This is a genomic window from Pseudomonas sp. B14-6 (assembly GCF_013260315.1).
Classification (GTDB): domain Bacteria; phylum Pseudomonadota; class Gammaproteobacteria; order Pseudomonadales; family Pseudomonadaceae; genus Aquipseudomonas; species Aquipseudomonas mandelii.
The window spans coordinates 3,825,736-3,847,725 of record NZ_CP053929.1 but is presented as its reverse complement, the minus strand read 5'-3'; the positions used below and the strand labels follow the sequence as shown (position 1 = coordinate 3,847,725).

The following is a 21,990-nucleotide window of genomic DNA, read 5'->3' as shown; positions in this document are numbered from 1 at the left end:
GGCTCTTGCCACCGGCCTTTTTCCGTTATTGGCAGCCGACTGGGTCGGTGCTGGTAACGAGCTGTAACCACCCGATGCGGTGGCGCAAACCATGGGGTTTGCACGATTTTCTGGCTGCTCCCGTCGGGAGGGGCCAAACAAGCAGGTGACCAAGCTGGGGAACGCTGATGGCTTACTCATATACTGAGAAAAAACGTATCCGCAAGGACTTTAGCAAGTTGCCGGACGTCATGGATGTGCCGTACCTCCTGGCCATCCAGCTGGATTCGTATCGTGAATTCTTGCAAGCGGGAGCGACTAAAGATCAGTTCCGCGACGTGGGCCTGCATGCGGCCTTCAAATCCGTTTTCCCGATCATCAGCTACTCCGGCAATGCTGCGCTGGAGTACGTCGGTTATCGCCTGGGCGAACCGGCATTTGATGTCAAAGAATGCGTATTGCGCGGTGTGACTTACGCCGTACCTTTGCGGGTAAAAGTGCGCCTGATCATTTTCGACAAAGAATCGTCGAACAAAGCGATCAAGGACATTAAAGAGCAAGAAGTCTACATGGGTGAAATCCCCCTGATGACTGAGAACGGTACCTTCGTAATCAACGGTACCGAGCGTGTAATCGTTTCCCAGCTGCACCGTTCCCCGGGCGTGTTCTTCGACCACGACCGTGGCAAGACGCACAGCTCCGGCAAACTGCTGTACTCCGCGCGCATCATTCCTTACCGCGGTTCGTGGCTGGACTTCGAGTTCGACCCGAAAGACTGCGTGTTCGTGCGTATCGACCGTCGTCGCAAGCTGCCTGCATCGGTACTGCTGCGCGCGCTCGGCTATACCACTGAAGAAGTGCTCGACGCGTTCTACACCACCAACGTTTTCCACCTGAGCGGCGAAACCCTCAGTCTGGAACTGATTGCTTCGCGTCTGCGTGGTGAAATCGCTGTTCTTGATATTCAGGATGAGAAGGGCAAGGTCATCGTTGAGGCTGGTCGCCGTATTACTGCGCGCCACATCAACCAGATCGAAAAAGCCGGTCTCAAGACCCTGGAAGTGCCTCTGGACTACGTCCTGGGCCGCACTACCGCCAAGGCCATCGTGCATCCGGCAACCGGCGAAATCCTGGCAGAGTGCAACACCGAGCTGAACACCGAGATCCTGGCAAAAATTGCCAAGGCCCAGGTTGTTCGCATCGAAACTCTGTACACCAACGATATCGACTGCGGTCCGTTTGTCTCCGACACCCTGAAGATCGACTCCACCAGCAACCAATTGGAAGCGCTGGTCGAGATCTATCGCATGATGCGTCCAGGCGAGCCGCCAACCAAAGACGCTGCCGAGACTCTGTTCAACAACCTGTTCTTCAGCCCTGAGCGCTATGACCTGTCTGCGGTCGGCCGGATGAAGTTCAACCGTCGTATCGGTCGTACCGAGATCGAAGGTTCGGGCGTGTTGTGCAAAGAAGACATCGTCGCGGTACTGAAGACTCTGGTCGACATCCGTAACGGTAAAGGCATCGTCGATGACATCGACCACCTGGGTAACCGTCGTGTTCGCTGCGTAGGCGAAATGGCCGAGAACCAGTTCCGCGTTGGCTTGGTACGTGTTGAGCGTGCGGTCAAAGAGCGTCTGTCGATGGCTGAAAGTGAAGGCCTGATGCCGCAAGACCTGATCAACGCCAAGCCAGTGGCTGCGGCGGTGAAAGAGTTCTTCGGTTCCAGCCAGCTTTCCCAGTTCATGGACCAGAACAACCCGCTGTCCGAGATCACCCACAAGCGTCGTGTGTCTGCACTCGGCCCTGGCGGTTTGACTCGTGAGCGTGCTGGCTTTGAAGTTCGTGACGTACACCCGACTCACTATGGTCGTGTATGCCCGATTGAAACGCCGGAAGGTCCGAACATCGGTCTGATCAACTCCCTGGCAGCCTATGCGCGCACCAACCAGTACGGCTTCCTCGAGAGCCCGTACCGTGTGGTGAAAGACGCTCTGGTCACCGACGAGATCGTGTTCCTGTCCGCCATCGAAGAAGCTGATCACGTGATCGCTCAGGCTTCGGCCACGATGAACGACAAGAAAGTCCTGATCGACGAGCTGGTAGCTGTTCGTCACTTGAACGAATTCACCGTCAAGGCGCCGGAAGACGTCACCTTGATGGACGTATCGCCGAAGCAGGTAGTTTCGGTTGCTGCGTCGCTGATCCCGTTCCTCGAGCACGACGACGCCAACCGTGCGTTGATGGGTTCGAACATGCAGCGTCAAGCTGTACCAACTCTGCGCGCTGACAAGCCGCTGGTCGGTACCGGCATGGAGCGTAACGTAGCTCGTGACTCCGGCGTTTGCGTCGTGGCTCGTCGTGGTGGCGTTATCGATTCCGTCGACGCCAGCCGTATCGTGGTTCGAGTTGCTGATGACGAAGTTGAAACCGGCGAAGCTGGTGTCGACATCTACAACCTGACCAAGTACACCCGCTCCAACCAGAACACCTGCATCAACCAGCGTCCGCTGGTGCGTAAAGGTGATCGGGTTCAGCGTAGCGACATCATGGCCGACGGTCCGTCCACCGATATGGGTGAGCTGGCTCTGGGTCAGAACATGCGCATCGCGTTCATGGCATGGAACGGCTTCAACTTCGAAGACTCCATCTGCCTGTCCGAGCGTGTGGTTCAGGAAGATCGCTTCACCACGATCCACATTCAGGAACTGACCTGTGTGGCGCGTGACACCAAGCTTGGGCCAGAGGAAATCACTGCAGACATCCCGAACGTGGGTGAAGCTGCACTGAACAAGCTGGACGAAGCCGGTATCGTTTACGTAGGTGCTGAAGTAGGCGCAGGCGACATCCTGGTTGGTAAGGTCACTCCGAAAGGCGAGACCCAGCTGACTCCGGAAGAAAAACTGCTGCGTGCCATCTTCGGTGAAAAAGCCAGCGACGTTAAAGACACCTCCCTGCGCGTGCCTACCGGCACCAAGGGTACCGTCATCGACGTACAGGTCTTCACCCGCGACGGCGTTGAGCGTGATGCTCGTGCACTGTCGATCGAGAAGACTCAACTCGACGAGATCCGCAAGGACCTGAACGAAGAGTTCCGTATCGTTGAAGGCGCCACTTTCGAACGTCTGCGTTCCGCTCTGGTCGGCCACAAAGCCGAAGGCGGCGCCGGCCTGAAGAAAGGTCAGGACATCACCGACGAAGTTCTCGACGGTCTTGAGCATGGTCAGTGGTTCAAACTGCGCATGGCTGAAGATGCTCTGAACGAGCAGCTTGAGAAGGCTCAGGCCTACATCGTTGATCGTCGCCGTCTGCTGGACGACAAGTTCGAAGACAAGAAGCGCAAACTGCAGCAGGGCGATGACCTGGCTCCAGGCGTGCTGAAAATCGTCAAGGTTTACCTGGCAATCCGTCGCCGCATCCAGCCGGGCGACAAGATGGCCGGTCGTCACGGTAACAAGGGTGTGGTCTCCGTGATCATGCCGGTTGAAGACATGCCGCACGATGCCAATGGCACTCCGGTCGACGTCGTCCTCAACCCGTTGGGCGTACCTTCGCGTATGAACGTTGGTCAGATCCTTGAAACCCACCTGGGCCTCGCGGCCAAAGGTCTGGGCGAGAAGATCAACCGGATGATCGAAGAGCAGCGCAAAGTCGCTGAGCTTCGTAAATTCCTCGACGAGATCTACAACCAGATCGGCGGTCGTAACGAAGATCTGGATAGCTTCTCCGACCAGGAAATTCTGGATCTGGCGAAGAACCTGCGTGGCGGCGTTCCAATGGCCACTCCAGTGTTCGACGGCGCCAAGGAAAGCGAAATCAAGGCCATGCTGAAACTGGCAGACCTGCCAGAAAGCGGCCAGATGCAGCTGACCGACGGCCGTACCGGCAACAAGTTCGAGCGCCCGGTTACTGTTGGCTACATGTACATGCTGAAGCTGAACCACTTGGTAGACGACAAGATGCACGCTCGTTCTACCGGTTCGTACAGCCTGGTTACCCAGCAGCCGCTGGGTGGTAAGGCACAGTTCGGTGGTCAGCGTTTCGGGGAGATGGAGGTCTGGGCACTGGAAGCATACGGTGCTGCTTACACTCTGCAAGAAATGCTCACAGTGAAGTCGGACGATGTGAACGGCCGTACCAAGATGTACAAAAACATCGTGGATGGCGATCACCGTATGGAGCCGGGCATGCCCGAGTCTTTCAACGTGTTGATCAAGGAAATTCGTTCCCTCGGCATCGATATCGATCTGGAAACCGAATAACACGTGACGCGAATCGAGAGCGGGGCAGGATTGCCCGCTCTCTGCTCCGCCAGGAGGAAAGGCCTTGAAAGACCTACTGAATTTGCTGAAAAACCAGGGTCAAGTCGAAGAGTTCGACGCCATCCGTATTGGATTGGCATCGCCTGAGATGATCCGTTCGTGGTCGTTCGGTGAAGTTAAAAAGCCGGAAACCATCAACTACCGTACGTTCAAACCTGAACGTGACGGCCTGTTCTGCGCCAAGATCTTTGGCCCGGTAAAGGATTACGAGTGCCTGTGCGGTAAGTACAAGCGCTTGAAGCACCGTGGCGTGATCTGCGAGAAGTGCGGCGTTGAAGTCGCGCTGGCTAAAGTTCGTCGTGAGCGCATGGCGCACATCGAACTGGCCTCGCCAGTTGCCCACATCTGGTTCTTGAAATCGCTGCCGTCGCGTATCGGCTTGCTGATGGACATGACCCTGCGTGATATCGAACGCGTTCTCTATTTCGAGAGCTATGTCGTTATCGATCCAGGCATGACCACCCTTGAAAAAGGTCAGCTGCTCAACGACGAGCAGTACTTCGAAGCGCTGGAAGAGTTCGGCGACGATTTCGATGCCCGCATGGGTGCCGAAGCTGTCCGTGAACTGCTGCACGCTATCGACCTGGAACACGAGATTGGCCGTCTGCGCGAAGAAATTCCGCAAACCAACTCCGAAACCAAAATCAAGAAGCTGTCCAAGCGTCTGAAGTTGATGGAAGCCTTCCAGGGTTCCGGCAACCTTCCAGAATGGATGGTGCTGACCGTTCTGCCGGTTCTGCCGCCAGATCTGCGTCCACTGGTCCCGCTGGATGGCGGTCGCTTCGCGACTTCCGACCTCAACGATCTGTATCGTCGAGTAATCAACCGTAACAACCGCTTGAAGCGTCTGCTCGATCTGTCCGCTCCGGACATCATCGTGCGCAACGAAAAGCGTATGTTGCAGGAAGCTGTCGATGCACTGCTCGACAACGGTCGTCGTGGCCGCGCTATCACCGGTTCGAACAAGCGTCCTCTGAAATCCCTGGCTGACATGATCAAGGGTAAGCAAGGTCGTTTCCGTCAGAACTTGCTCGGTAAGCGTGTTGACTACTCCGGTCGTTCGGTAATTACCGTAGGTCCGACCCTGCGTCTGCACCAGTGCGGTCTGCCGAAGAAAATGGCCCTCGAGCTGTTCAAGCCGTTCATCTTCGGCAAGCTGGAAATGCGTGGTCTCGCTACCACCATCAAAGCTGCCAAGAAGATGGTCGAGCGCGAGCTGCCAGAGGTTTGGGACGTTCTCGCTGAAGTGATCCGTGAACACCCGGTTCTCCTCAACCGTGCACCGACCCTTCACCGTCTGGGTATCCAGGCGTTTGAACCGGTACTGATCGAAGGTAAGGCTATCCAGCTGCACCCTCTGGTCTGTGCTGCGTACAACGCCGACTTCGACGGCGACCAAATGGCCGTGCACGTACCGCTGACACTGGAAGCCCAGCTGGAAGCGCGTGCGTTGATGATGTCGACCAACAACATTCTGTCGCCAGCCAACGGTGAGCCAATCATCGTTCCGTCGCAGGACGTTGTATTGGGTCTGTACTACATGACTCGTGAAGCGATCAACGCCAAAGGCGAAGGTCGTGTGTTCGCGGATCTGCAAGAAGTTGACCGTGTGTTCCGTGCCGGCGAAGCCGCGCTGCACGCCAAGGTCAAAGTGCGGATCAACGAAACCGTCAACGATCGTGATGGTGGCAGCGTCAAGAACACCCGTATCGTCGACACCACTGTCGGCCGTGCGCTGTTGTTCCAGGTTGTTCCACCTGGCCTGTCATACGACGTCGTCAACCAGCCGATGAAGAAAAAGGCGATCTCCAAGCTGATCAACCAGTGCTACCGCGTGGTTGGTTTGAAAGAGACCGTGATCTTCGCTGACCAGTTGATGTACACCGGTTTTGCTTATTCGACCATCTCCGGCGTTTCCATCGGTGTTAACGACTTCGTTATCCCGGATGAAAAAGCCCGCATCATCGGTGCTGCTACCGACGAAGTGAAAGAGATCGAAAGTCAGTACGCCTCCGGCCTGGTAACCCAGGGCGAGAAGTACAACAAAGTGATCGACCTTTGGTCCAAGGCGAACGACGAAGTTTCCAAGGCGATGATGGCCAACCTCTCGAAAGAGAAAGTCATCGACCGTCATGGCGTCGAAGTCGACCAAGAGTCCTTCAACTCGATGTACATGATGGCCGACTCGGGCGCACGGGGTTCTGCTGCGCAGATCCGTCAGCTCGCCGGTATGCGTGGCCTGATGGCCAAGCCGGACGGTTCCATCATCGAAACGCCGATTACTGCGAACTTCCGTGAAGGTTTGAGCGTACTTCAGTACTTCATCTCCACTCACGGTGCTCGTAAAGGTTTGGCGGATACCGCGTTGAAAACTGCGAACTCCGGTTACCTGACTCGTCGTCTGGTAGACGTGGCGCAGGATCTGGTTGTGACCGAGATCGATTGCGGCACCGAACATGGCCTGGTAATGACTCCGCACATTGAAGGCGGTGACGTTGTCGAGCCGTTGGGTGAGCGCGTATTGGGTCGTGTCATTGCTCGTGACGTGTTCAAGCCAGGTACCGAAGAAATCATCGTTCCTGCCGGCACGCTGGTAGACGAGAAGTGGGTCGAGTTCATCGAGCTGAACAGCATCGATGAAGTGATCGTGCGTTCGCCGATCAGCTGCGAAACCCGCTATGGCATTTGCGCCAAGTGCTACGGCCGTGACTTGGCTCGTGGTCACCAGGTGAACATCGGTGAAGCGGTCGGCGTTATCGCTGCCCAGTCCATCGGTGAGCCGGGTACCCAGCTGACCATGCGTACGTTCCACATCGGTGGTGCGGCAAGCCGGACCTCCGCAGCTGATAGCGTTCAGGTGAAGAATGGCGGTACCGTCCGTCTGCATAACCTGAAACACGTTGAGCGAGTGGATGGTTGCCTGGTTGCTGTGTCCCGTTCCGGTGAGCTGGCGATCGCTGATGACTTCGGTCGTGAGCGCGAGCGTTACAAGCTGCCGTACGGTGCTGTGATTTCGGTTAAAGAAGGTGACAAGGTCGACGCTGGCGCAATCGTGGCCAAGTGGGATCCGCACACTCACCCAATCGTTACCGAAATGAAAGGTACCGTGACCTACGTGGGCATGGAAGAAGGCATCACGATCAAGCGTCAGACTGACGAATTGACCGGTATGACCAACATTGAAGTACTCGACGCCAAAGACCGTCCAGCTGCCGGTAAAGATATCCGTCCTGCTGTGAAGATGGTTGATGACAATGGCAAGGATCTCTTGCTGCCGGGTACCGACGTAATTGCTCAGTACTTCCTGCCTGCTAACGCCCTGGTCGGTGTAGCGGACGGCGCGAAAATCGCGATCGGTGATGTTATCGCTCGTATTCCGCAAGAGACTTCGAAAACCCGTGACATCACCGGTGGTCTGCCGCGTGTTGCCGACTTGTTCGAAGCCCGTCGTCCGAAAGAAGCCTCGATTCTGGCTGAAGTCAGCGGCACCATCGCGTTCGGTAAAGAGACCAAAGGCAAGCGCCGTCTGGTCATTACCCCGAACGACGGTAGCGATCCGTATGAAGAGCTGATTCCGAAGTGGCGTCACCTGAACGTCTTCGAAGGCGAACAGGTAAACCGCGGCGAAGTTATCTCCGACGGCCCAAGCGATCCACACGACATCCTGCGTCTGCTGGGTGTGAGTGCGCTGGCCAAGTACATCGTGAACGAGATCCAGGACGTTTATCGTCTGCAAGGCGTGAAGATCAACGATAAGCACATCGAGACCATCCTGCGTCAGATGCTGCGTAAAGTTGAAATCGCTGAATCCGGCGATTCCAGTTTCATCAAGGGCGACCAGATGGAATTGACTCACGTTCTGGTAGAGAACGAGCGTCTGGCTGGCGACGAGAAATTCGTTTCCAAGTTCACTCGCGTGCTGCTGGGTATCACCAAGGCGTCGTTGTCCACCGAATCGTTCATCTCGGCGGCTTCCTTCCAGGAAACCACTCGCGTACTGACCGAAGCGGCGGTAACCGGCAAGCGCGATTACCTGCGCGGCCTGAAAGAAAACGTAGTCGTGGGTCGTCTGATCCCGGCCGGTACCGGTCTGGCTTATCACAGCGAGCGCAAGCGCCGCCGTGATGCTGACAAACCGTTGCGCGTTAGCGCCAGTGAAGTGGAAGCTGCACTGACCGAAGCACTGAACTCGAGCGGTAACTGAGTTCTGCGGTAAATGAGTGTGGGGCCCCGGTCGTTCCGTTCATCGAATCGAGACAATTTGTCGAGGTTGGATGAGCGGGGAGGTCGGGGCCTTGCCTTGACTGGGGACAAGATCCTCTTTAGACTCTTGTACCCCTAAATTTGGCGGGAATTCGTTCCTGCCATTTTGCTTTTCTTGCAAGACAATAGCGTCGCAAGACAACAGTGGAGCTAGTAGATGGCAACTATCAACCAGCTGGTACGTCAGCCGCGTAAGCGTATCGTCGAGAAATCCGACGTGCCTGCGCTGCAGAACTGCCCGCAACGTCGTGGCGTATGCACCCGTGTGTATACCACCACGCCGAAAAAACCTAACTCGGCACTGCGTAAAGTATGCCGTGTGCGTCTGACCAACGGTTTCGAGGTTTCCTCGTACATCGGCGGTGAAGGCCACAACCTGCAAGAGCACAGCGTGGTACTGATCCGCGGCGGTCGTGTAAAAGACTTGCCAGGTGTTCGTTACCACACCGTACGCGGTTCTTTGGATACTTCCGGCGTTAAAGGTCGTAACCAGGGTCGTTCGAAGTACGGTACCAAGAAGCCTAAGTAGTAGCGGCTTTTTGTAAGAACTGATTTTCTATTTTTCTGAGTCGATAAGAGTAAGGTCGGAGGCGTCCCGAAAGGGCACCGATTCCGAGCGAACCTGAAGACCGTTTGAGGGCTTATCCATGCCAAGAAGACGCGTAGCAGCCAAGCGCGAAGTGCTTGACGATCCAAAATACGGCAGCCAGATCCTGGCCAAGTTCATGAACCACGTAATGGAAAGCGGCAAGAAAGCCGTTGCCGAGCGTATCGTTTATGGCGCGCTGGAAAAGGTTAAAGAACGCAAGAACAGCGATCCCCTGGAAATCTTCGAGAAAGCTCTCGACGCCATCGCTCCGCTGGTCGAAGTAAAGTCGCGCCGTGTAGGCGGTGCTACTTACCAGGTTCCGGTCGAAGTTCGTCCGTCCCGTCGTAACGCTCTGGCAATGCGCTGGTTGGTAGACTTCGCCCGTAAGCGCGGCGAGAAGTCTATGGCTCTGCGTTTGGCTGGCGAACTGTTGGACGCTGCTGAAGGCAAAGGTGCTGCAGTTAAGAAGCGTGAAGACGTGCACCGTATGGCTGAAGCCAACAAGGCTTTCTCGCACTACCGCTTCTAATTTTAGCGTCACTAATTTTGCGAGGGCTTTATGGCTCGTACTACACCGATTAATCGCTACCGTAACATTGGTATCGTTGCTCACGTGGATGCTGGTAAAACCACCACCACCGAGCGCGTCCTTTTTTACACTGGCAAAAGTCACAAAATGGGCGAGGTGCATGACGGCGCCGCGACCACAGACTGGATGGTGCAGGAGCAGGAGCGTGGTATTACCATTACTTCTGCTGCTATTACCGCCTTCTGGCAGGGTTCCGAGAAGCAGCACAAAGACCAGTATCGCTTCAACGTCATCGACACCCCGGGCCACGTTGACTTCACTATTGAAGTTGAGCGTTCCTTGCGTGTTCTCGACGGCGCGGTCGTTGTGTTCTGCGGCACCTCGGGTGTTGAGCCTCAGTCGGAAACCGTATGGCGTCAGGCCAACAAGTACGGCGTTCCACGTCTTGTTTATGTAAACAAGATGGACCGTGCTGGTGCGAACTTCCTGCGCGTGATCGGTCAGATCAAGCAGCGTCTGGGTCACACCCCGGTTCCAATCCAGTTGGCTATCGGTTCCGAAGACAACTTCCAGGGTCAGATCGACCTGATGGCTATGGAAGCTGTTTACTGGAATGATTCTGACAAAGGCATGGTTCCAGTTCGCAAGCCTATCCCTGCAGAACTGCAGGAACTGGCTGACGAATGGCGCGGCAATATGGTTGAAGCTGCGGCTGAAGCCAGCGAAGAGCTGATGAACAAGTACCTCGAAGGTGAAGAACTCACCAACGCGGAAATCAAGGCCGCTCTGCGTCAGCGTACTATCGCTGGTGAGATCGTTCTGGCTGTTTGCGGTTCTTCCTTCAAGAACAAGGGTGTTCCCCTGGTTCTCGACGCCGTGATCGACTACCTGCCTGCTCCTTCCGACATTCCTGCCATCAAGGGTACAGACCCGGATGACGAGACCAAGGAAATGGAGCGTCACGCAGACGACAGCGAGCCGTTCTCGGCTCTGGCGTTCAAGATCGCTACCGACCCATTCGTGGGTACCTTGACCTTCGTTCGAGTTTACTCGGGCGTGTTGGCCTCCGGCGACGGCGTGATCAACTCGGTTAAAGGCAAGAAAGAGCGTGTGGGTCGTATGGTGCAAATGCACGCAAACGCCCGTGAAGAAATCAAGGAAGTACGCGCTGGTGACATCGCGGCCTTGATCGGCATGAAGGACGTCACCACTGGTGAGACTTTGTGCAACGCTGACAAGCCAATCATCCTGGTTCGCATGGACTTCCCGGAGCCGGTTATTTCGGTTGCCGTAGAGCCTAAGACCAAGGATGACCAGGAAAAAATGGGTATCGCTCTGGGCAAGCTCGCTCAGGAAGATCCATCTTTCCGCGTCAAGACTGATGAAGAGACTGGTCAAACGATCATCTCCGGCATGGGCGAGTTGCACCTGGACATCCTGGTTGACCGGATGCGCCGTGAGTTCAACGTCGAAGCCAACATCGGTAAGCCACAAGTTTCGTACCGTGAGCGCATCACGAAGAGCTGCGAAATTGAAGGCAAGTTCGTTCGTCAGTCCGGCGGTCGTGGCCAGTTCGGTCACTGCTGGATTCGTTTTGCTCCTGCTGACGAAGGTCAGGAAGGTCTGCAATTCCTGAACGAAGTAGTGGGTGGTGTGGTTCCTAAGGAATACATCCCGGCTATCCAGAAGGGTATCGAAGAGCAGATGAAGAACGGCGTTGTGGCCGGCTATCCGCTAATCGGCCTGAAGGCTACCGTGTTTGATGGTTCTTACCACGACGTCGACTCCAACGAGATGGCGTTTAAGGTGGCTGCTTCCATGGCAACCAAGCAACTGGCCCAGAAGGGCGGTGGTGAGTTGCTTGAGCCGATCATGGCGGTAGAGGTTGTTACACCTGAAGACTATATGGGTGACGTGATGGGCGACCTTAACCGTCGTCGCGGCATGATCCTGGGTATGGAAGACACGGTCTCCGGCAAAGTAATTCGTGCTGAGGTTCCGCTGGGCGAGATGTTCGGTTATGCAACTGACGTCCGTTCCATGTCCCAAGGTCGCGCAAGCTACTCTATGGAATTCAAAAAATACAATACGGCTCCGTCGCACATCGTCGAAACCGTTACCAAAAAACAAGGCTGATTCAGCCCCTTTAGGCTAGGAGTTAATTGTCGTGGCTAAAGAAAAATTTGACCGTACCCTCCCGCACGTCAACGTTGGCACCATCGGTCACGTCGACCACGGTAAAACCACGCTGACCGCTGCTCTGACTCGCGTCTGCTCCGAAGTTTTCGGTTCGGCCGTTGTTGCTTTCGACAAAATCGACAGCGCTCCGGAAGAAAAGGCTCGTGGTATCACCATCAACACCGCGCACGTTGAATACAACTCGCTGATCCGTCACTACGCTCACGTTGACTGCCCAGGTCACGCTGACTACGTGAAGAACATGATCACCGGTGCTGCTCAGATGGACGGCGCTATCCTGGTTTGCTCGGCCGCTGATGGTCCGATGCCACAAACCCGTGAGCACATCCTGCTGTCCCGTCAGGTTGGCGTTCCGTACATCGTTGTCTTCCTGAACAAGGCTGACATGGTTGACGACGCTGAGCTGCTGGAACTGGTTGAGATGGAAGTGCGCGACCTGCTGAGCACTTACGACTTCCCAGGTGACGACACTCCGATCATCATCGGTTCGGCTCTGATGGCTCTGAACGGCCAAGACGACAACGAAATGGGCACCACTGCCGTTCGTAAGCTGGTTGAGACTCTGGACAGCTACATTCCAGATCCAGTTCGCGTTATCGACAAGCCGTTCCTGATGCCAATCGAAGACGTATTCTCGATCTCCGGTCGCGGTACTGTTGTAACTGGCCGTATCGAGCGCGGTATCGTCAAGGTTCAGGATCCACTGGAAATCGTTGGTCTGCGTGACACTACCGTCACCACCTGCACCGGTGTTGAAATGTTCCGTAAGCTGCTCGACGAAGGTCGTGCTGGCGAGAACTGCGGCGTTCTGCTGCGTGGTACCAAGCGTGACGACGTTGAGCGTGGCCAGGTTCTGGTTAAGCCAGGTTCGGTCAAGCCGCACACCAAGTTCGAAGCTGAAGTCTACGTTCTGAGCAAAGAAGAAGGCGGTCGTCACACTCCGTTCTTCAAAGGCTACCGTCCACAGTTCTACTTCCGTACTACTGACGTGACTGGTAACTGCGAACTGCCGGAAGGCGTTGAAATGGTAATGCCGGGCGACAACATCAAAATGGTTGTCACCCTGATCAAGACCATCGCAATGGAAGACGGTCTGCGTTTCGCTATCCGTGAAGGCGGTCGTACCGTCGGCGCTGGCGTCGTAGCCAAAATCATCGAGTAAGCTCTTTTCGAGTTGGCTTTGATGAATTGAAAAAGCCCCCGCTTAGCGGGGGCTTTTTTATTGGGTTGACACCTATATGGGGCGTCTATAGAATTGCGCCTCCTTTTAACGGGCGTATTGCGCTCGGTGGGAATAGCAGCCGGAGTCTGAAATCCAATGCAAAATCAGCAAATCCGTATCAGGTTGAAGGCTTTTGACCATCGCCTGATCGACCAATCCACCCAGGAAATCGTGGAAACCGCGAAACGTACTGGTGCTCAAGTGCGTGGTCCAATTCCACTGCCTACCCGTAAAGAGCGGTTCACCGTTCTGGTCTCCCCGCACGTCAACAAAGACGCGCGTGACCAGTACGAGATCCGTACTCATAAGCGCGTACTGGACATCGTCCAGCCAACGGATAAAACCGTTGATGCTCTTATGAAGCTTGATCTGGCGGCCGGTGTGGAAGTACAGATCAGCCTCGGCTAAGACTCGGTCTTAGTCGTGTAACGCTCTGAAATGGGCGGCCATAGCGGGTGAAAGCCCCGTACACTCATGAGGTTTACAACATGACTATTGGTGTAGTCGGTCGTAAATGCGGTATGACCCGTATTTTCACCGAAGAAGGTGTCTCCATTCCGGTCACGGTCATTGAGATCGAGCCGAATCGCGTCACCCAGTTCAAAACTGAAGAGACCGATGGCTATCGTGCAGTGCAAGTCACTGTAGGCGAGCGTCGTGCTTCGCGTGTTACAGCTGCTCAAGCTGGCCACTTCGCTAAAGCGAACGTTGCCGCTGGTCGTACCGTAATGGAATTCCGCCTTGAAGAAGGCGAGTACCAGGCCGGCGATCTGATCAACGCTGAAATCTTCGCCGCTGGTCAACTGGTTGATGTAACCGGTCAGTCCAAGGGTAAAGGCTTCCAGGGTACGATCAAGCGTTGGAACTTCCGCGGGCAAGATAATACCCACGGTAACTCCGTGTCCCACCGCGTTCCAGGCTCTATCGGCCAGTGCCAGACTCCTGGTCGTGTATTCAAGGGCAAAAAAATGTCCGGTCATATGGGCGCTGAGCGCGTGACCGTGCAGTCCCTCGAAGTAGTGCGCGTGGACGCTGAACGCAATCTGTTGTTGGTCAAGGGCGCTGTTCCTGGCGCTACTGGCGGCAACTTGGTTGTACGTCCAGCAGCCAAGGCTCGCGGTTAAGGGGAAGCTGACATGCAATTAAATGTAAATGACGCTCAAGCGATCGAAGTTTCCGAACTGACATTTGGCGGCGAATTCAACGAGACGCTGGTTCACCAAGCAGTCGTGGCCTACATGGCCGGCGGCCGTCAAGGTAGCAAGCAGCAAAAGACCCGTTCCGACGTTCGTGGTGGCGGTAAGCGCCCATGGCGTCAGAAAGGTACTGGCCGTGCTCGTGCCGGTACTATCCGTAGCCCAATCTGGCGTGGCGGCGGTACCACTTTCGCAGCTCGTCCTCAGGATCACACCCAGAAGCTGAACAAGAAGATGTATCGCGCAGCAATGCGTTCCATCCTTGCTGAGCTGGTGCGTACTGATCGTCTGGTTGTGGTTCAGGACTTCGCTGTTGATGCACCGAAGACCAAAGATCTGCTGAACAAACTGACCGGCATGGGCCTGACTGACGTCTTGATCGTGTCTGAAGTAGTTGATCAGAACCTGTACCTGGCTGCTCGTAACCTGCCACACGTTGATGTACGTGACGTGCAGGGTTCCGATCCAGTTAGTCTGATCGCATACGACAAGGTGTTGATCACCGTGTCGGCCGTGAAGAAATTCGAGGAGCTGCTGGGATGAACCAGGAACGCGTATTTAAAGTTCTGCTTGGCCCGCACGTTTCCGAGAAGGCTACGGTTCTGGCTGACAAGAAAGGCCAGTTCGTTTTCAAGGTTGCAACTGACGCAACCAAGCTGGAAATCAAGAAGGCCGTCGAAAGCCTGTTCAGCGTGAAAGTAGAGCGTGTTACTACCCTGAATGTTCTGGGTAAGAGCAAGCGCACTGCTCGCGGTCTGGGCAAGCGTAATGACTGGAAGAAGGCAGTTATCTCCCTTCAGCCAGGCCAAGATCTCGATTTCAGCAGCAGTGCTGAGTAAGGAAGGGGTGCATCATGGCAATCGTTAAATGCAAACCGACTTCCCCTGGCCGCCGTTTTGTGGTCAAGGTGGTCAACCAGGAGCTGCATAAAGGCGCTCCTCACGCACCGCTGCTCGAGAAAAAATCGAAGACTGGTGGTCGTAACAACAATGGTCGCATTACCACTCGTCACATCGGTGGTGGCCATAAGCAGCATTATCGTCTGGTCGATTTCCGTCGCAACGACAAAGATGGCATCTCTGCCACTGTCGAGCGTATCGAATACGATCCAAACCGTACTGCTCACATCGCTCTGCTGCTGTACGCAGATGGCGAGCGTCGCTACATCATCGCCCCTAAAGGCGTGAGTGCTGGCGACCAGCTGATCGCAGGTGCTTTGGCGCCGATCAAGCCGGGCAACGCTCTGCAACTGCGTAACATTCCAGTTGGTAGCACCGTACACGGCATCGAATTGAAGCCAGGTAAAGGCGCGCAAATCGCTCGTTCCGCTGGTGCTTCGGCTCAGCTGATCGCTCGTGAAGGTGTCTACGTGACCCTGCGTCTGCGTTCTGGTGAGATGCGTAAAGTGCTGGCTGAATGCCGCGCGACCCTGGGTGAAGTCTCGAACTCCGAGCACAGCCTGCGTTCGCTGGGTAAAGCTGGTGCCAAACGCTGGCGTGGCGTTCGCCCAACCGTTCGTGGTGTTGCCATGAACCCGGTTGACCACCCACATGGTGGTGGTGAAGGTCGTACCTCTGGTGGTCGTCATCCGGTATCGCCATGGGGCTTCCCGACTAAGGGCGCGAAGACTCGTGGTAATAAGCGTACCGACAAAATGATCGTCCGTCGTCGCAAGTAAATAGAGGGATACGACAGTGCCACGTTCTCTGAAAAAAGGTCCTTTTATTGATCTTCACCTACTGAAGAAGATCGAAGTGGCGGCGGAAAAGAACGATCGCAAACCAGTTAAAACCTGGTCGCGTCGTTCGATGATCCTGCCACAAATGGTCGGTCTGACCATTGCAGTTCATAACGGTCGTCAACATGTTCCAGTTCTCGTGAACGAAGACATGGTCGGCCACAAACTAGGCGAGTTTGCCGGTACCCGCACATATCGTGGGCACGTGGCAGACAAGAAAGCCAAGCGTTAAGGGGTAAGGAACGATGGAAGTAGCCGCTAAGTTGTCGGGCGCTCGAATCTCCGCCCAGAAAGCCCGCTTGGTCGCCGACCAGATCCGCGGGAAGAAGGTGGGCGAAGCGCTCAACCTGTTGGCTTTCAGCAGTAAGAAAGCCGCCGAGATCATGAAGAAAGTGCTGGAGTCGGCCGTAGCCAACGCCGAGCATAACGAAGGCGCAGACGTTGATGACCTCAAGGTCAGCACCGTTTTCGTCAACGAAGGGCGTTCGCTGAAGCGAATCATGCCACGTGCCAAAGGCCGTGCTGATCGCATCGTCAAGCGGTCTTGCCATATCACTGTCAAGGTTGCTGACAAGTAACGGAGTCGAAGAGATGGGTCAGAAAGTACATCCCATTGGCATTCGCCTGGGAATCGTCAAGGAACACACCTCCGTCTGGTACGCAGACGGTCGGACTTATGCGGACTATTTGTTCGCTGATCTGAAGGTGCGTGAGTATCTCCAAGACAAACTAAAAAGCGCGTCCGTAAGCCGTATCGATATCCATCGTCCGGCTCAAACTGCACGTATCACCATCCACACCGCTCGTCCAGGTATCGTTATCGGGAAGAAAGGTGAAGATGTTGAGAAACTGCGTCAGGACCTGACCAAACAAATGGGTGTGCCTGTGCACATCAATATCGAAGAAATCCGCAAGCCGGAACTCGACGGTATGTTGGTTGCGCAGAGCGTAGCTCAGCAGCTGGAGCGTCGCGTAATGTTCCGTCGCGCTATGAAGCGCGCTGTACAAAACGCCATGCGCATTGGTGCCAAAGGCATCAAAATCCAAGTGAGCGGTCGTCTCGGCGGTGCTGAAATCGCACGTACTGAATGGTATCGCGAAGGTCGTGTGCCACTGCACACCCTGCGTGCCGACATCGACTATGCCAACTACGAAGCTCACACCACTTACGGTGTGATCGGTGTAAAGGTTTGGATCTTCAAAGGCGAAGTAATTGGTGGTCGCCAAGAAGAACTGAAACCACAAGCACCAGCGCCTCGTAAAAAAGCTGCTAAGTAAGGGGTACGCCAAATGTTGCAACCAAAGCGTACGAAGTTCCGCAAGCAGATGACAGGCCACAACCGTGGTCTGGCTCAGCGCGGTAGCAAAGTCAGCTTCGGCGAGTTCGCGCTGAAGTCTGTAGCTCGTGGTCGTCTCACCGCTCGTCAGATCGAGTCAGCGCGTCGTGCTCTGACCCGTCACGTTAAACGTGGCGGCAAGATCTGGATCCGTGTATTCCCGGACAAGCCTATCTCCAAAAAACCACTCGAAGTTCGGATGGGTAAAGGTAAGGGTAGTGTGGAGTACTGGGTAGCCCAGATTCAGCCAGGCAAAGTCCTGTATGAAATCGAGGGCGTTTCTGAAGAGCTGGCGCGTGAGGCTTTTGCCCTGGCTGCTGCAAAGCTGCCGCTCGCCACCGCTTTTGTTAAACGGACGGTGATGTGATGAAAGCGAATGAACTTCGTGAAAAAGACGCGCCGCAGCTTAACGAGCAACTGCTCGGCCTGCTGCGCGACCAGTTCAATCTGCGCATGCAGAAAGCAACTGGCCAGTTGGGGCAGTCTCACCTGCTCCGGCAAGTTAAGCGTGACATCGCTCGCGTGAAGACTGTGCTCAAACAGCAGGCAGGTAAGTAATCATGGCTGAAGCCGAAAAAACCGTCCGTACGCTGACTGGCCGTGTTGTCAGCGACAAAATGGACAAGACCATCACCGTTCTGATCGAGCGTCGCGTTAAGCACCCGATCTACGGTAAATACGTTAAGCGTTCGACTAAGCTGCACGCGCACGACGAAACCAATCAGTGCCACATCGGCGACAAAGTCACTATTCGTGAAACTCGTCCTTTGGCCAAGACTAAGTCTTGGGCGCTGGTTGATGTTCTCGAACGCGCTGTGGAAGTCTAAGGACTAGGGGTCGGAGAAATTATATGATTCAGACTCAATCCATGCTCGATGTGGCCGATAACTCTGGCGCTCGCCGTGTTATGTGCATCAAGGTGCTGGGTGGCTCCCATCGTCGTTACGCTGGTATCGGTGACATCATCAAAGTTACCGTCAAGGAAGCAATTCCTCGCGGTAAAGTGAAAAAAGGCCAAGTGATGACTGCTGTTGTAGTCCGCACTCGTCACGGCGTACGCCGTGCTGATGGCTCCATTATCCGCTTTGATGGCAACGCTGCTGTTCTTCTGAACAACAAGCAAGAGCCGATCGGCACCCGTATCTTTGGGCCAGTGACCCGTGAACTTCGTACTGAGAAGTTCATGAAGATCGTCTCGCTCGCCCCAGAAGTGCTGTAAGGAGATCCGACATGCAAAAGATTCGTCGTGACGACGAGATCATCGTGATCGCCGGCAAAGACAAAGGTAAGCGCGGTAAGGTGCTTAAGGTTCTCGCTAATAACCGTCTGGTTATTGGTGGTCTGAACCTGGTTAAGCGTCATACCAAGCCTAACCCGATGTCGGGCGTACAAGGCGGTATCGTCGAAAAAGAAGCTCCACTGGACGCTTCTAACGTCGCCATTTTCAACGGCGAAACCAACAAGGCTGACCGCGTTGGTTTCAAAGTAGAAGACGGCAAGAAAATTCGTGTCTTCAAGTCGACCCAAAAAGCGGTTGATGCTTGAACACTGCTAGGTAGAAGACCATGGCACGACTAAAAGAGATTTACTGGAAGGAAATCGCACCGAAGCTTAAGGAAGAACTTAAGCTTTCGAACGTGATGGAAGTTCCACGCGTTACCAAAATCACCCTGAACATGGGTCTGGGCGAAGCTGTCGGTGACAAAAAAGTCATCGAGCACGCTGTTGCCGACCTGGAAAAGATCACCGGTCAGAAAGTCGTTGTGACTTACGCTCGGAAATCCATCGCTGGCTTTAAAGTCCGTGAAGGTTGGCCGATCGGCGTCAAAGTGACTCTGCGCCGTGAGCGTATGTACGAATTCCTGGATCGTCTGCTGTCGATCTCCCTGCCTCGGGTTCGCGACTTCCGCGGCCTGAATGCCAAGTCCTTCGATGGTCGTGGTAACTACAGCATGGGCGTAAAAGAGCAGATCATCTTCCCGGAAATCGACTACGACAAGATCGATGCTCTCCGCGGTCTGGACATTACCCTGACCACCACTGCCAAGAACGATGATGAAGGTCGCGCGCTGCTGCGTGCTTTCAAATTCCCGTTCCGCAACTGATTGGAGTAGGAAAATGGCCAAGATGAGCATGAAAAACCGCGAGCTGAAGCGTCAGCTCACGGTTGCCAAGTACGCCAAAAAGCGTGCAGCACTGAAAGCAATCATCGTTGATCTGAACGCAAGTCCAGAAGCGCGTTGGGAAGCTACAGTTGCTCTGCAGAAGCAGCCACGTGACGCAAGCGCCTCGCGCATGCGTAACCGCTGCCGCCTGACCGGTCGTCCACACGGCGTTTACCGCAAGTTCGGCCTCGGCCGTAACAAACTGCGTGAAGCTGCAATGCGTGGTGACGTACCTGGTCTGGTTAAAGCCAGCTGGTAAGCACTATCAAAGTCTCGGTGTTCGGGATCGCAAGATCCTGACCACCGGTGACCTTGAACTTGAATCAAGCCCCTTTTGGGGCTTGATTCATTTGTGGGGTGTGTCTAGAATACCCGGCTCGCCTGAGCCCGTGCTTTTTCCGCATGGATGAGCTCGGCGACAAGTAGTAGCCGCAAGGCTAATTTTTTTGTATTAGGAGCGTCTAGCCCATGAGTATGCAGGACCCGTTAGCGGACATGCTAACTCGAATCCGTAATGCCCAGATGGCTGAAAAGTCCGTCGTAAGCATGCCATCTTCTACTTTGAAGGTAGCTGTTGCCAAAGTCCTGAAGGACGAAGGTTACATTGCGGGTTATCAGATCAGCAGCGAAATCAAGCCACTGCTGTCCATCGAGCTGAAGTACTTCGAAGGCCGTCCGGTCATCGAGGAAGTGAAGCGCGTTAGCCGTCCAGGCCTGCGTCAGTACAAGTCCGTCGATGATCTGCCAAAAGTTCGTGGCGGTCTCGGTGTGTCTATCGTCTCCACCAACAAAGGTGTGATGACGGATCGTGCTGCGCGCGCTGCCGGTGTCGGCGGCGAAGTTCTTTGCACTGTGTTCTAAGGGGGGATAAGCATGTCACGCGTCGCTAAGAACCCCGTTAAGCTGCCAGCCGGTGTCGAAGTAAAATTCGCAGGCCAACAGCTTTCGGTGAAGGGTGCCAAGGGCACTCTCGAACTGAACATCCATTCGTCCGTTGAGATCGTTGAAGAAGCTGGTGAGCTGCGTTTCGCTGCTCGCAATGGCGATCAACAAACTCGCGCAATGGCTGGTACCACTCGTGCGTTGGTAAACAACATGGTCCAAGGCGTAAGCCAAGGCTTCGAGCGTAAGCTCCAGCTGGTCGGTGTTGGTTACAAAGCGCAAGCAAAAGGCACAGTGCTGAACCTGGCTCTTGGCTTCTCGCACCCAGTGGATTATGAACTGCCGGAAGGCATCACCGCTGAGACTCCTAGCCAGACCGATATCCTGATCAAGGGCATCGATAAGCAGCTGGTAGGTCAAGTGGCCGCCGAGATCCGCGACTTCCGTCCACCAGAGCCGTACAAAGGCAAAGGTGTGCGCTACGCGGACGAAGTCGTCCGTCGTAAAGAAGCCAAGAAGAAGTAGGGCATAGCAAATGACCGACAAAAAAGTTACTCGACTGCGTCGCGCTCGCAAAGCACGCCTGAAAATGCACGAACTCGAAGTCGTGCGTCTCTGCGTGTTCCGCTCGTCGCAGCACATCTACGCCCAGGTCATTTCGGCCGACGGCAACAAAGTCCTGGCATCTGCCTCTACTTTGGATAAAGAACTGCGTGATGGCGCCACTGGCAACATCGACGCGGCCACTAAGGTTGGCCAGCTGGTCGCTACGCGTGCAAAAGCCGCTGGCGTCTCGCAGGTGGCTTTCGACCGCTCTGGCTTCAAGTACCACGGCCGCGTCAAGGCGCTGGCTGATGCTGCTCGTGAAGCTGGGCTGGAGTTCTAAGTTATGTCAAATAACGACCAAAAGCGCGACGAAGGCTACATTGAGAAGCTGGTTCAAGTTAACCGCGTAGCCAAAACCGTTAAAGGCGGCCGTATCTTCACTTTCACCGCGTTGACCGTGGTAGGTGATGGTAAAGGGCGTGTTGGCTTCGGCCGTGGCAAGTCACGTGAAGTGCCTGCTGCGATCCAGAAGGCAATGGAAGCTGCTCGTCGCAACATGATCCAAGTTGATCTGAACGGCACCACTCTGCAGTACGCAATGAAGTCCGGTCACGGCGCTTCGAAGGTGTACATGCAGCCTGCTTCTGAAGGTACCGGTATCATCGCTGGCGGCGCTATGCGTGCTGTCCTCGAAGTTGCTGGCGTTCAGAACGTTCTGGCCAAGTGCTACGGCTCGACTAACCCGGTAAACGTGGTTCACGCCACTTTCAAAGGTTTGAAAGCTATGCAGTCTCCTGAATCCATTGCCGCCAAGCGTGGCAAAAGCGTCAAGGAGATCTTCTGATCATGGCTACCGTTAAAGTTACGCTGATCAAAAGCATGACCGGCCGCATCCCTAACCACAAACTGTGCGTTAAGGGTCTGGGTCTGCGTCGCATCGGTCACACTGTAGAAGTACTTGATACTCCCGAGAATCGCGGGATGATCAACAAGGCTTACTACATGCTGCGTGTCGAGGGTTAA

At 55.0% G+C, this 21,990-nt stretch carries 26 protein-coding genes; all 26 read left to right on the top strand.

The features are described 5' to 3' along the window. Positions 1-167 precede the first annotated feature (167 nt). The 26 genes from rpoB to rpmD all read left to right on the top strand — a co-directional run bounded on the left by rpoB (position 168) and on the right by rpmD (position 21,990). Positions 168-4,241, top strand: a complete 4,074-nt coding sequence (gene rpoB / locus HP062_RS17675; RefSeq protein ID WP_010467260.1) for a DNA-directed RNA polymerase subunit beta — start codon at positions 168-170, stop codon at positions 4,239-4,241. Positions 4,242-4,305: 64 nt separating this feature from the next. Further along, entirely contained in the window at positions 4,306-8,505 is a 4,200-nt protein-coding gene (gene rpoC, locus HP062_RS17670; protein WP_007896632.1) for a DNA-directed RNA polymerase subunit beta', read from the top strand. Positions 8,506-8,721: 216 nt separating this feature from the next. Continuing rightward, positions 8,722-9,093, top strand: a complete 372-nt coding sequence (gene rpsL / locus HP062_RS17665; protein ID WP_002555494.1) for a 30S ribosomal protein S12 — start codon at positions 8,722-8,724, stop codon at positions 9,091-9,093. Between the two features lie 118 nt (positions 9,094-9,211). Continuing rightward, positions 9,212-9,682 carry a 30S ribosomal protein S7 gene (gene rpsG / locus HP062_RS17660; RefSeq protein WP_002555493.1) on the top strand — a complete coding sequence of 157 codons (471 nt, stop codon included), beginning with the start codon at positions 9,212-9,214 and terminating at the stop codon, positions 9,680-9,682. Between the two features lie 30 nt (positions 9,683-9,712). Beyond that, a complete protein-coding gene (gene fusA, locus HP062_RS17655) occupies positions 9,713-11,818 on the top strand; it encodes an elongation factor G (RefSeq protein ID WP_010467261.1) in 2,106 nt (701 codons plus the stop codon). A gap of 31 nt (positions 11,819-11,849) precedes the next feature. Then, complete coding sequence (gene tuf, locus HP062_RS17650; protein WP_007896660.1) at positions 11,850-13,043, top strand: elongation factor Tu; 1,194 nt, start codon at positions 11,850-11,852, stop codon at positions 13,041-13,043. A gap of 156 nt (positions 13,044-13,199) precedes the next feature. Beyond that, entirely contained in the window at positions 13,200-13,511 is a 312-nt protein-coding gene (rpsJ, locus tag HP062_RS17645; RefSeq protein WP_003186070.1) for a 30S ribosomal protein S10, read from the top strand. Between the two features lie 80 nt (positions 13,512-13,591). Continuing rightward, positions 13,592-14,227, top strand: coding sequence for a 50S ribosomal protein L3 (gene rplC / locus HP062_RS17640; protein ID WP_003186059.1), 636 nt, complete (start codon positions 13,592-13,594; stop codon positions 14,225-14,227). A 12-nt stretch (positions 14,228-14,239) separates the two neighbouring features. Continuing rightward, the gene (gene rplD, locus HP062_RS17635) at positions 14,240-14,842 is read left to right on the top strand and encodes a 50S ribosomal protein L4 (RefSeq protein ID WP_007896707.1); all 603 of its coding nucleotides are present in this window, start codon (positions 14,240-14,242) and stop codon (positions 14,840-14,842) included. Continuing rightward, a complete protein-coding gene (gene rplW / locus HP062_RS17630; protein WP_002555488.1) occupies positions 14,839-15,138 on the top strand; it encodes a 50S ribosomal protein L23 in 300 nt (99 codons plus the stop codon). Before rplD ends, rplW begins: the two co-directional genes overlap by 4 nt. Before the next feature lie 14 nt (positions 15,139-15,152). Next, the gene (gene rplB, locus HP062_RS17625; RefSeq protein ID WP_003176423.1) at positions 15,153-15,977 is read left to right on the top strand and encodes a 50S ribosomal protein L2; all 825 of its coding nucleotides are present in this window, start codon (positions 15,153-15,155) and stop codon (positions 15,975-15,977) included. A gap of 16 nt (positions 15,978-15,993) precedes the next feature. After that, a complete protein-coding gene (gene rpsS, locus HP062_RS17620; RefSeq protein ID WP_002555486.1) occupies positions 15,994-16,269 on the top strand; it encodes a 30S ribosomal protein S19 in 276 nt (91 codons plus the stop codon). Positions 16,270-16,282: 13 nt separating this feature from the next. Further along, positions 16,283-16,615: a 50S ribosomal protein L22 gene (gene rplV / locus HP062_RS17615; RefSeq protein ID WP_003103908.1), complete on the top strand. Its 333-nt coding sequence runs from the start codon at positions 16,283-16,285 to the stop codon at positions 16,613-16,615. A 13-nt stretch (positions 16,616-16,628) separates the two neighbouring features. Further along, positions 16,629-17,315 carry a 30S ribosomal protein S3 gene (rpsC, locus tag HP062_RS17610; RefSeq protein WP_003176422.1) on the top strand — a complete coding sequence of 229 codons (687 nt, stop codon included), beginning with the start codon at positions 16,629-16,631 and terminating at the stop codon, positions 17,313-17,315. A 12-nt stretch (positions 17,316-17,327) separates the two neighbouring features. Beyond that, on the top strand, positions 17,328-17,741 hold the full coding sequence (rplP, locus tag HP062_RS17605; RefSeq protein WP_007896757.1) for a 50S ribosomal protein L16: 414 nt from the start codon (positions 17,328-17,330) through the stop codon (positions 17,739-17,741). Then, positions 17,741-17,932: a 50S ribosomal protein L29 gene (gene rpmC / locus HP062_RS17600; RefSeq protein ID WP_008030901.1), complete on the top strand. Its 192-nt coding sequence runs from the start codon at positions 17,741-17,743 to the stop codon at positions 17,930-17,932. Before rplP ends, rpmC begins: the two co-directional genes overlap by 1 nt. Before the next feature lie 2 nt (positions 17,933-17,934). After that, the gene (gene rpsQ, locus HP062_RS17595) at positions 17,935-18,201 is read left to right on the top strand and encodes a 30S ribosomal protein S17 (RefSeq protein ID WP_003176419.1); all 267 of its coding nucleotides are present in this window, start codon (positions 17,935-17,937) and stop codon (positions 18,199-18,201) included. 23 nt (positions 18,202-18,224) lie between these two features. Continuing rightward, positions 18,225-18,593: a 50S ribosomal protein L14 gene (rplN, locus tag HP062_RS17590; protein WP_002555479.1), complete on the top strand. Its 369-nt coding sequence runs from the start codon at positions 18,225-18,227 to the stop codon at positions 18,591-18,593. Between the two features lie 11 nt (positions 18,594-18,604). Beyond that, positions 18,605-18,919 carry a 50S ribosomal protein L24 gene (gene rplX / locus HP062_RS17585; RefSeq protein WP_003176416.1) on the top strand — a complete coding sequence of 105 codons (315 nt, stop codon included), beginning with the start codon at positions 18,605-18,607 and terminating at the stop codon, positions 18,917-18,919. Positions 18,920-18,939: 20 nt separating this feature from the next. Beyond that, the gene (gene rplE / locus HP062_RS17580; RefSeq protein ID WP_003176415.1) at positions 18,940-19,479 is read left to right on the top strand and encodes a 50S ribosomal protein L5; all 540 of its coding nucleotides are present in this window, start codon (positions 18,940-18,942) and stop codon (positions 19,477-19,479) included. Between the two features lie 13 nt (positions 19,480-19,492). Then, on the top strand, positions 19,493-19,798 hold the full coding sequence (gene rpsN / locus HP062_RS17575; RefSeq protein ID WP_003176414.1) for a 30S ribosomal protein S14: 306 nt from the start codon (positions 19,493-19,495) through the stop codon (positions 19,796-19,798). Between the two features lie 209 nt (positions 19,799-20,007). Beyond that, the gene (gene rpsH / locus HP062_RS17570; protein ID WP_003186040.1) at positions 20,008-20,400 is read left to right on the top strand and encodes a 30S ribosomal protein S8; all 393 of its coding nucleotides are present in this window, start codon (positions 20,008-20,010) and stop codon (positions 20,398-20,400) included. A gap of 12 nt (positions 20,401-20,412) precedes the next feature. Then, positions 20,413-20,946: a 50S ribosomal protein L6 gene (gene rplF / locus HP062_RS17565; RefSeq protein WP_003176412.1), complete on the top strand. Its 534-nt coding sequence runs from the start codon at positions 20,413-20,415 to the stop codon at positions 20,944-20,946. Between the two features lie 10 nt (positions 20,947-20,956). Continuing rightward, a complete protein-coding gene (gene rplR, locus HP062_RS17560; RefSeq protein WP_003186037.1) occupies positions 20,957-21,307 on the top strand; it encodes a 50S ribosomal protein L18 in 351 nt (116 codons plus the stop codon). A gap of 3 nt (positions 21,308-21,310) precedes the next feature. Continuing rightward, the gene (rpsE, locus tag HP062_RS17555) at positions 21,311-21,811 is read left to right on the top strand and encodes a 30S ribosomal protein S5 (protein WP_007943782.1); all 501 of its coding nucleotides are present in this window, start codon (positions 21,311-21,313) and stop codon (positions 21,809-21,811) included. Positions 21,812-21,813: 2 nt separating this feature from the next. Then, on the top strand, positions 21,814-21,990 hold the full coding sequence (gene rpmD / locus HP062_RS17550) for a 50S ribosomal protein L30 (protein ID WP_003186033.1): 177 nt from the start codon (positions 21,814-21,816) through the stop codon (positions 21,988-21,990).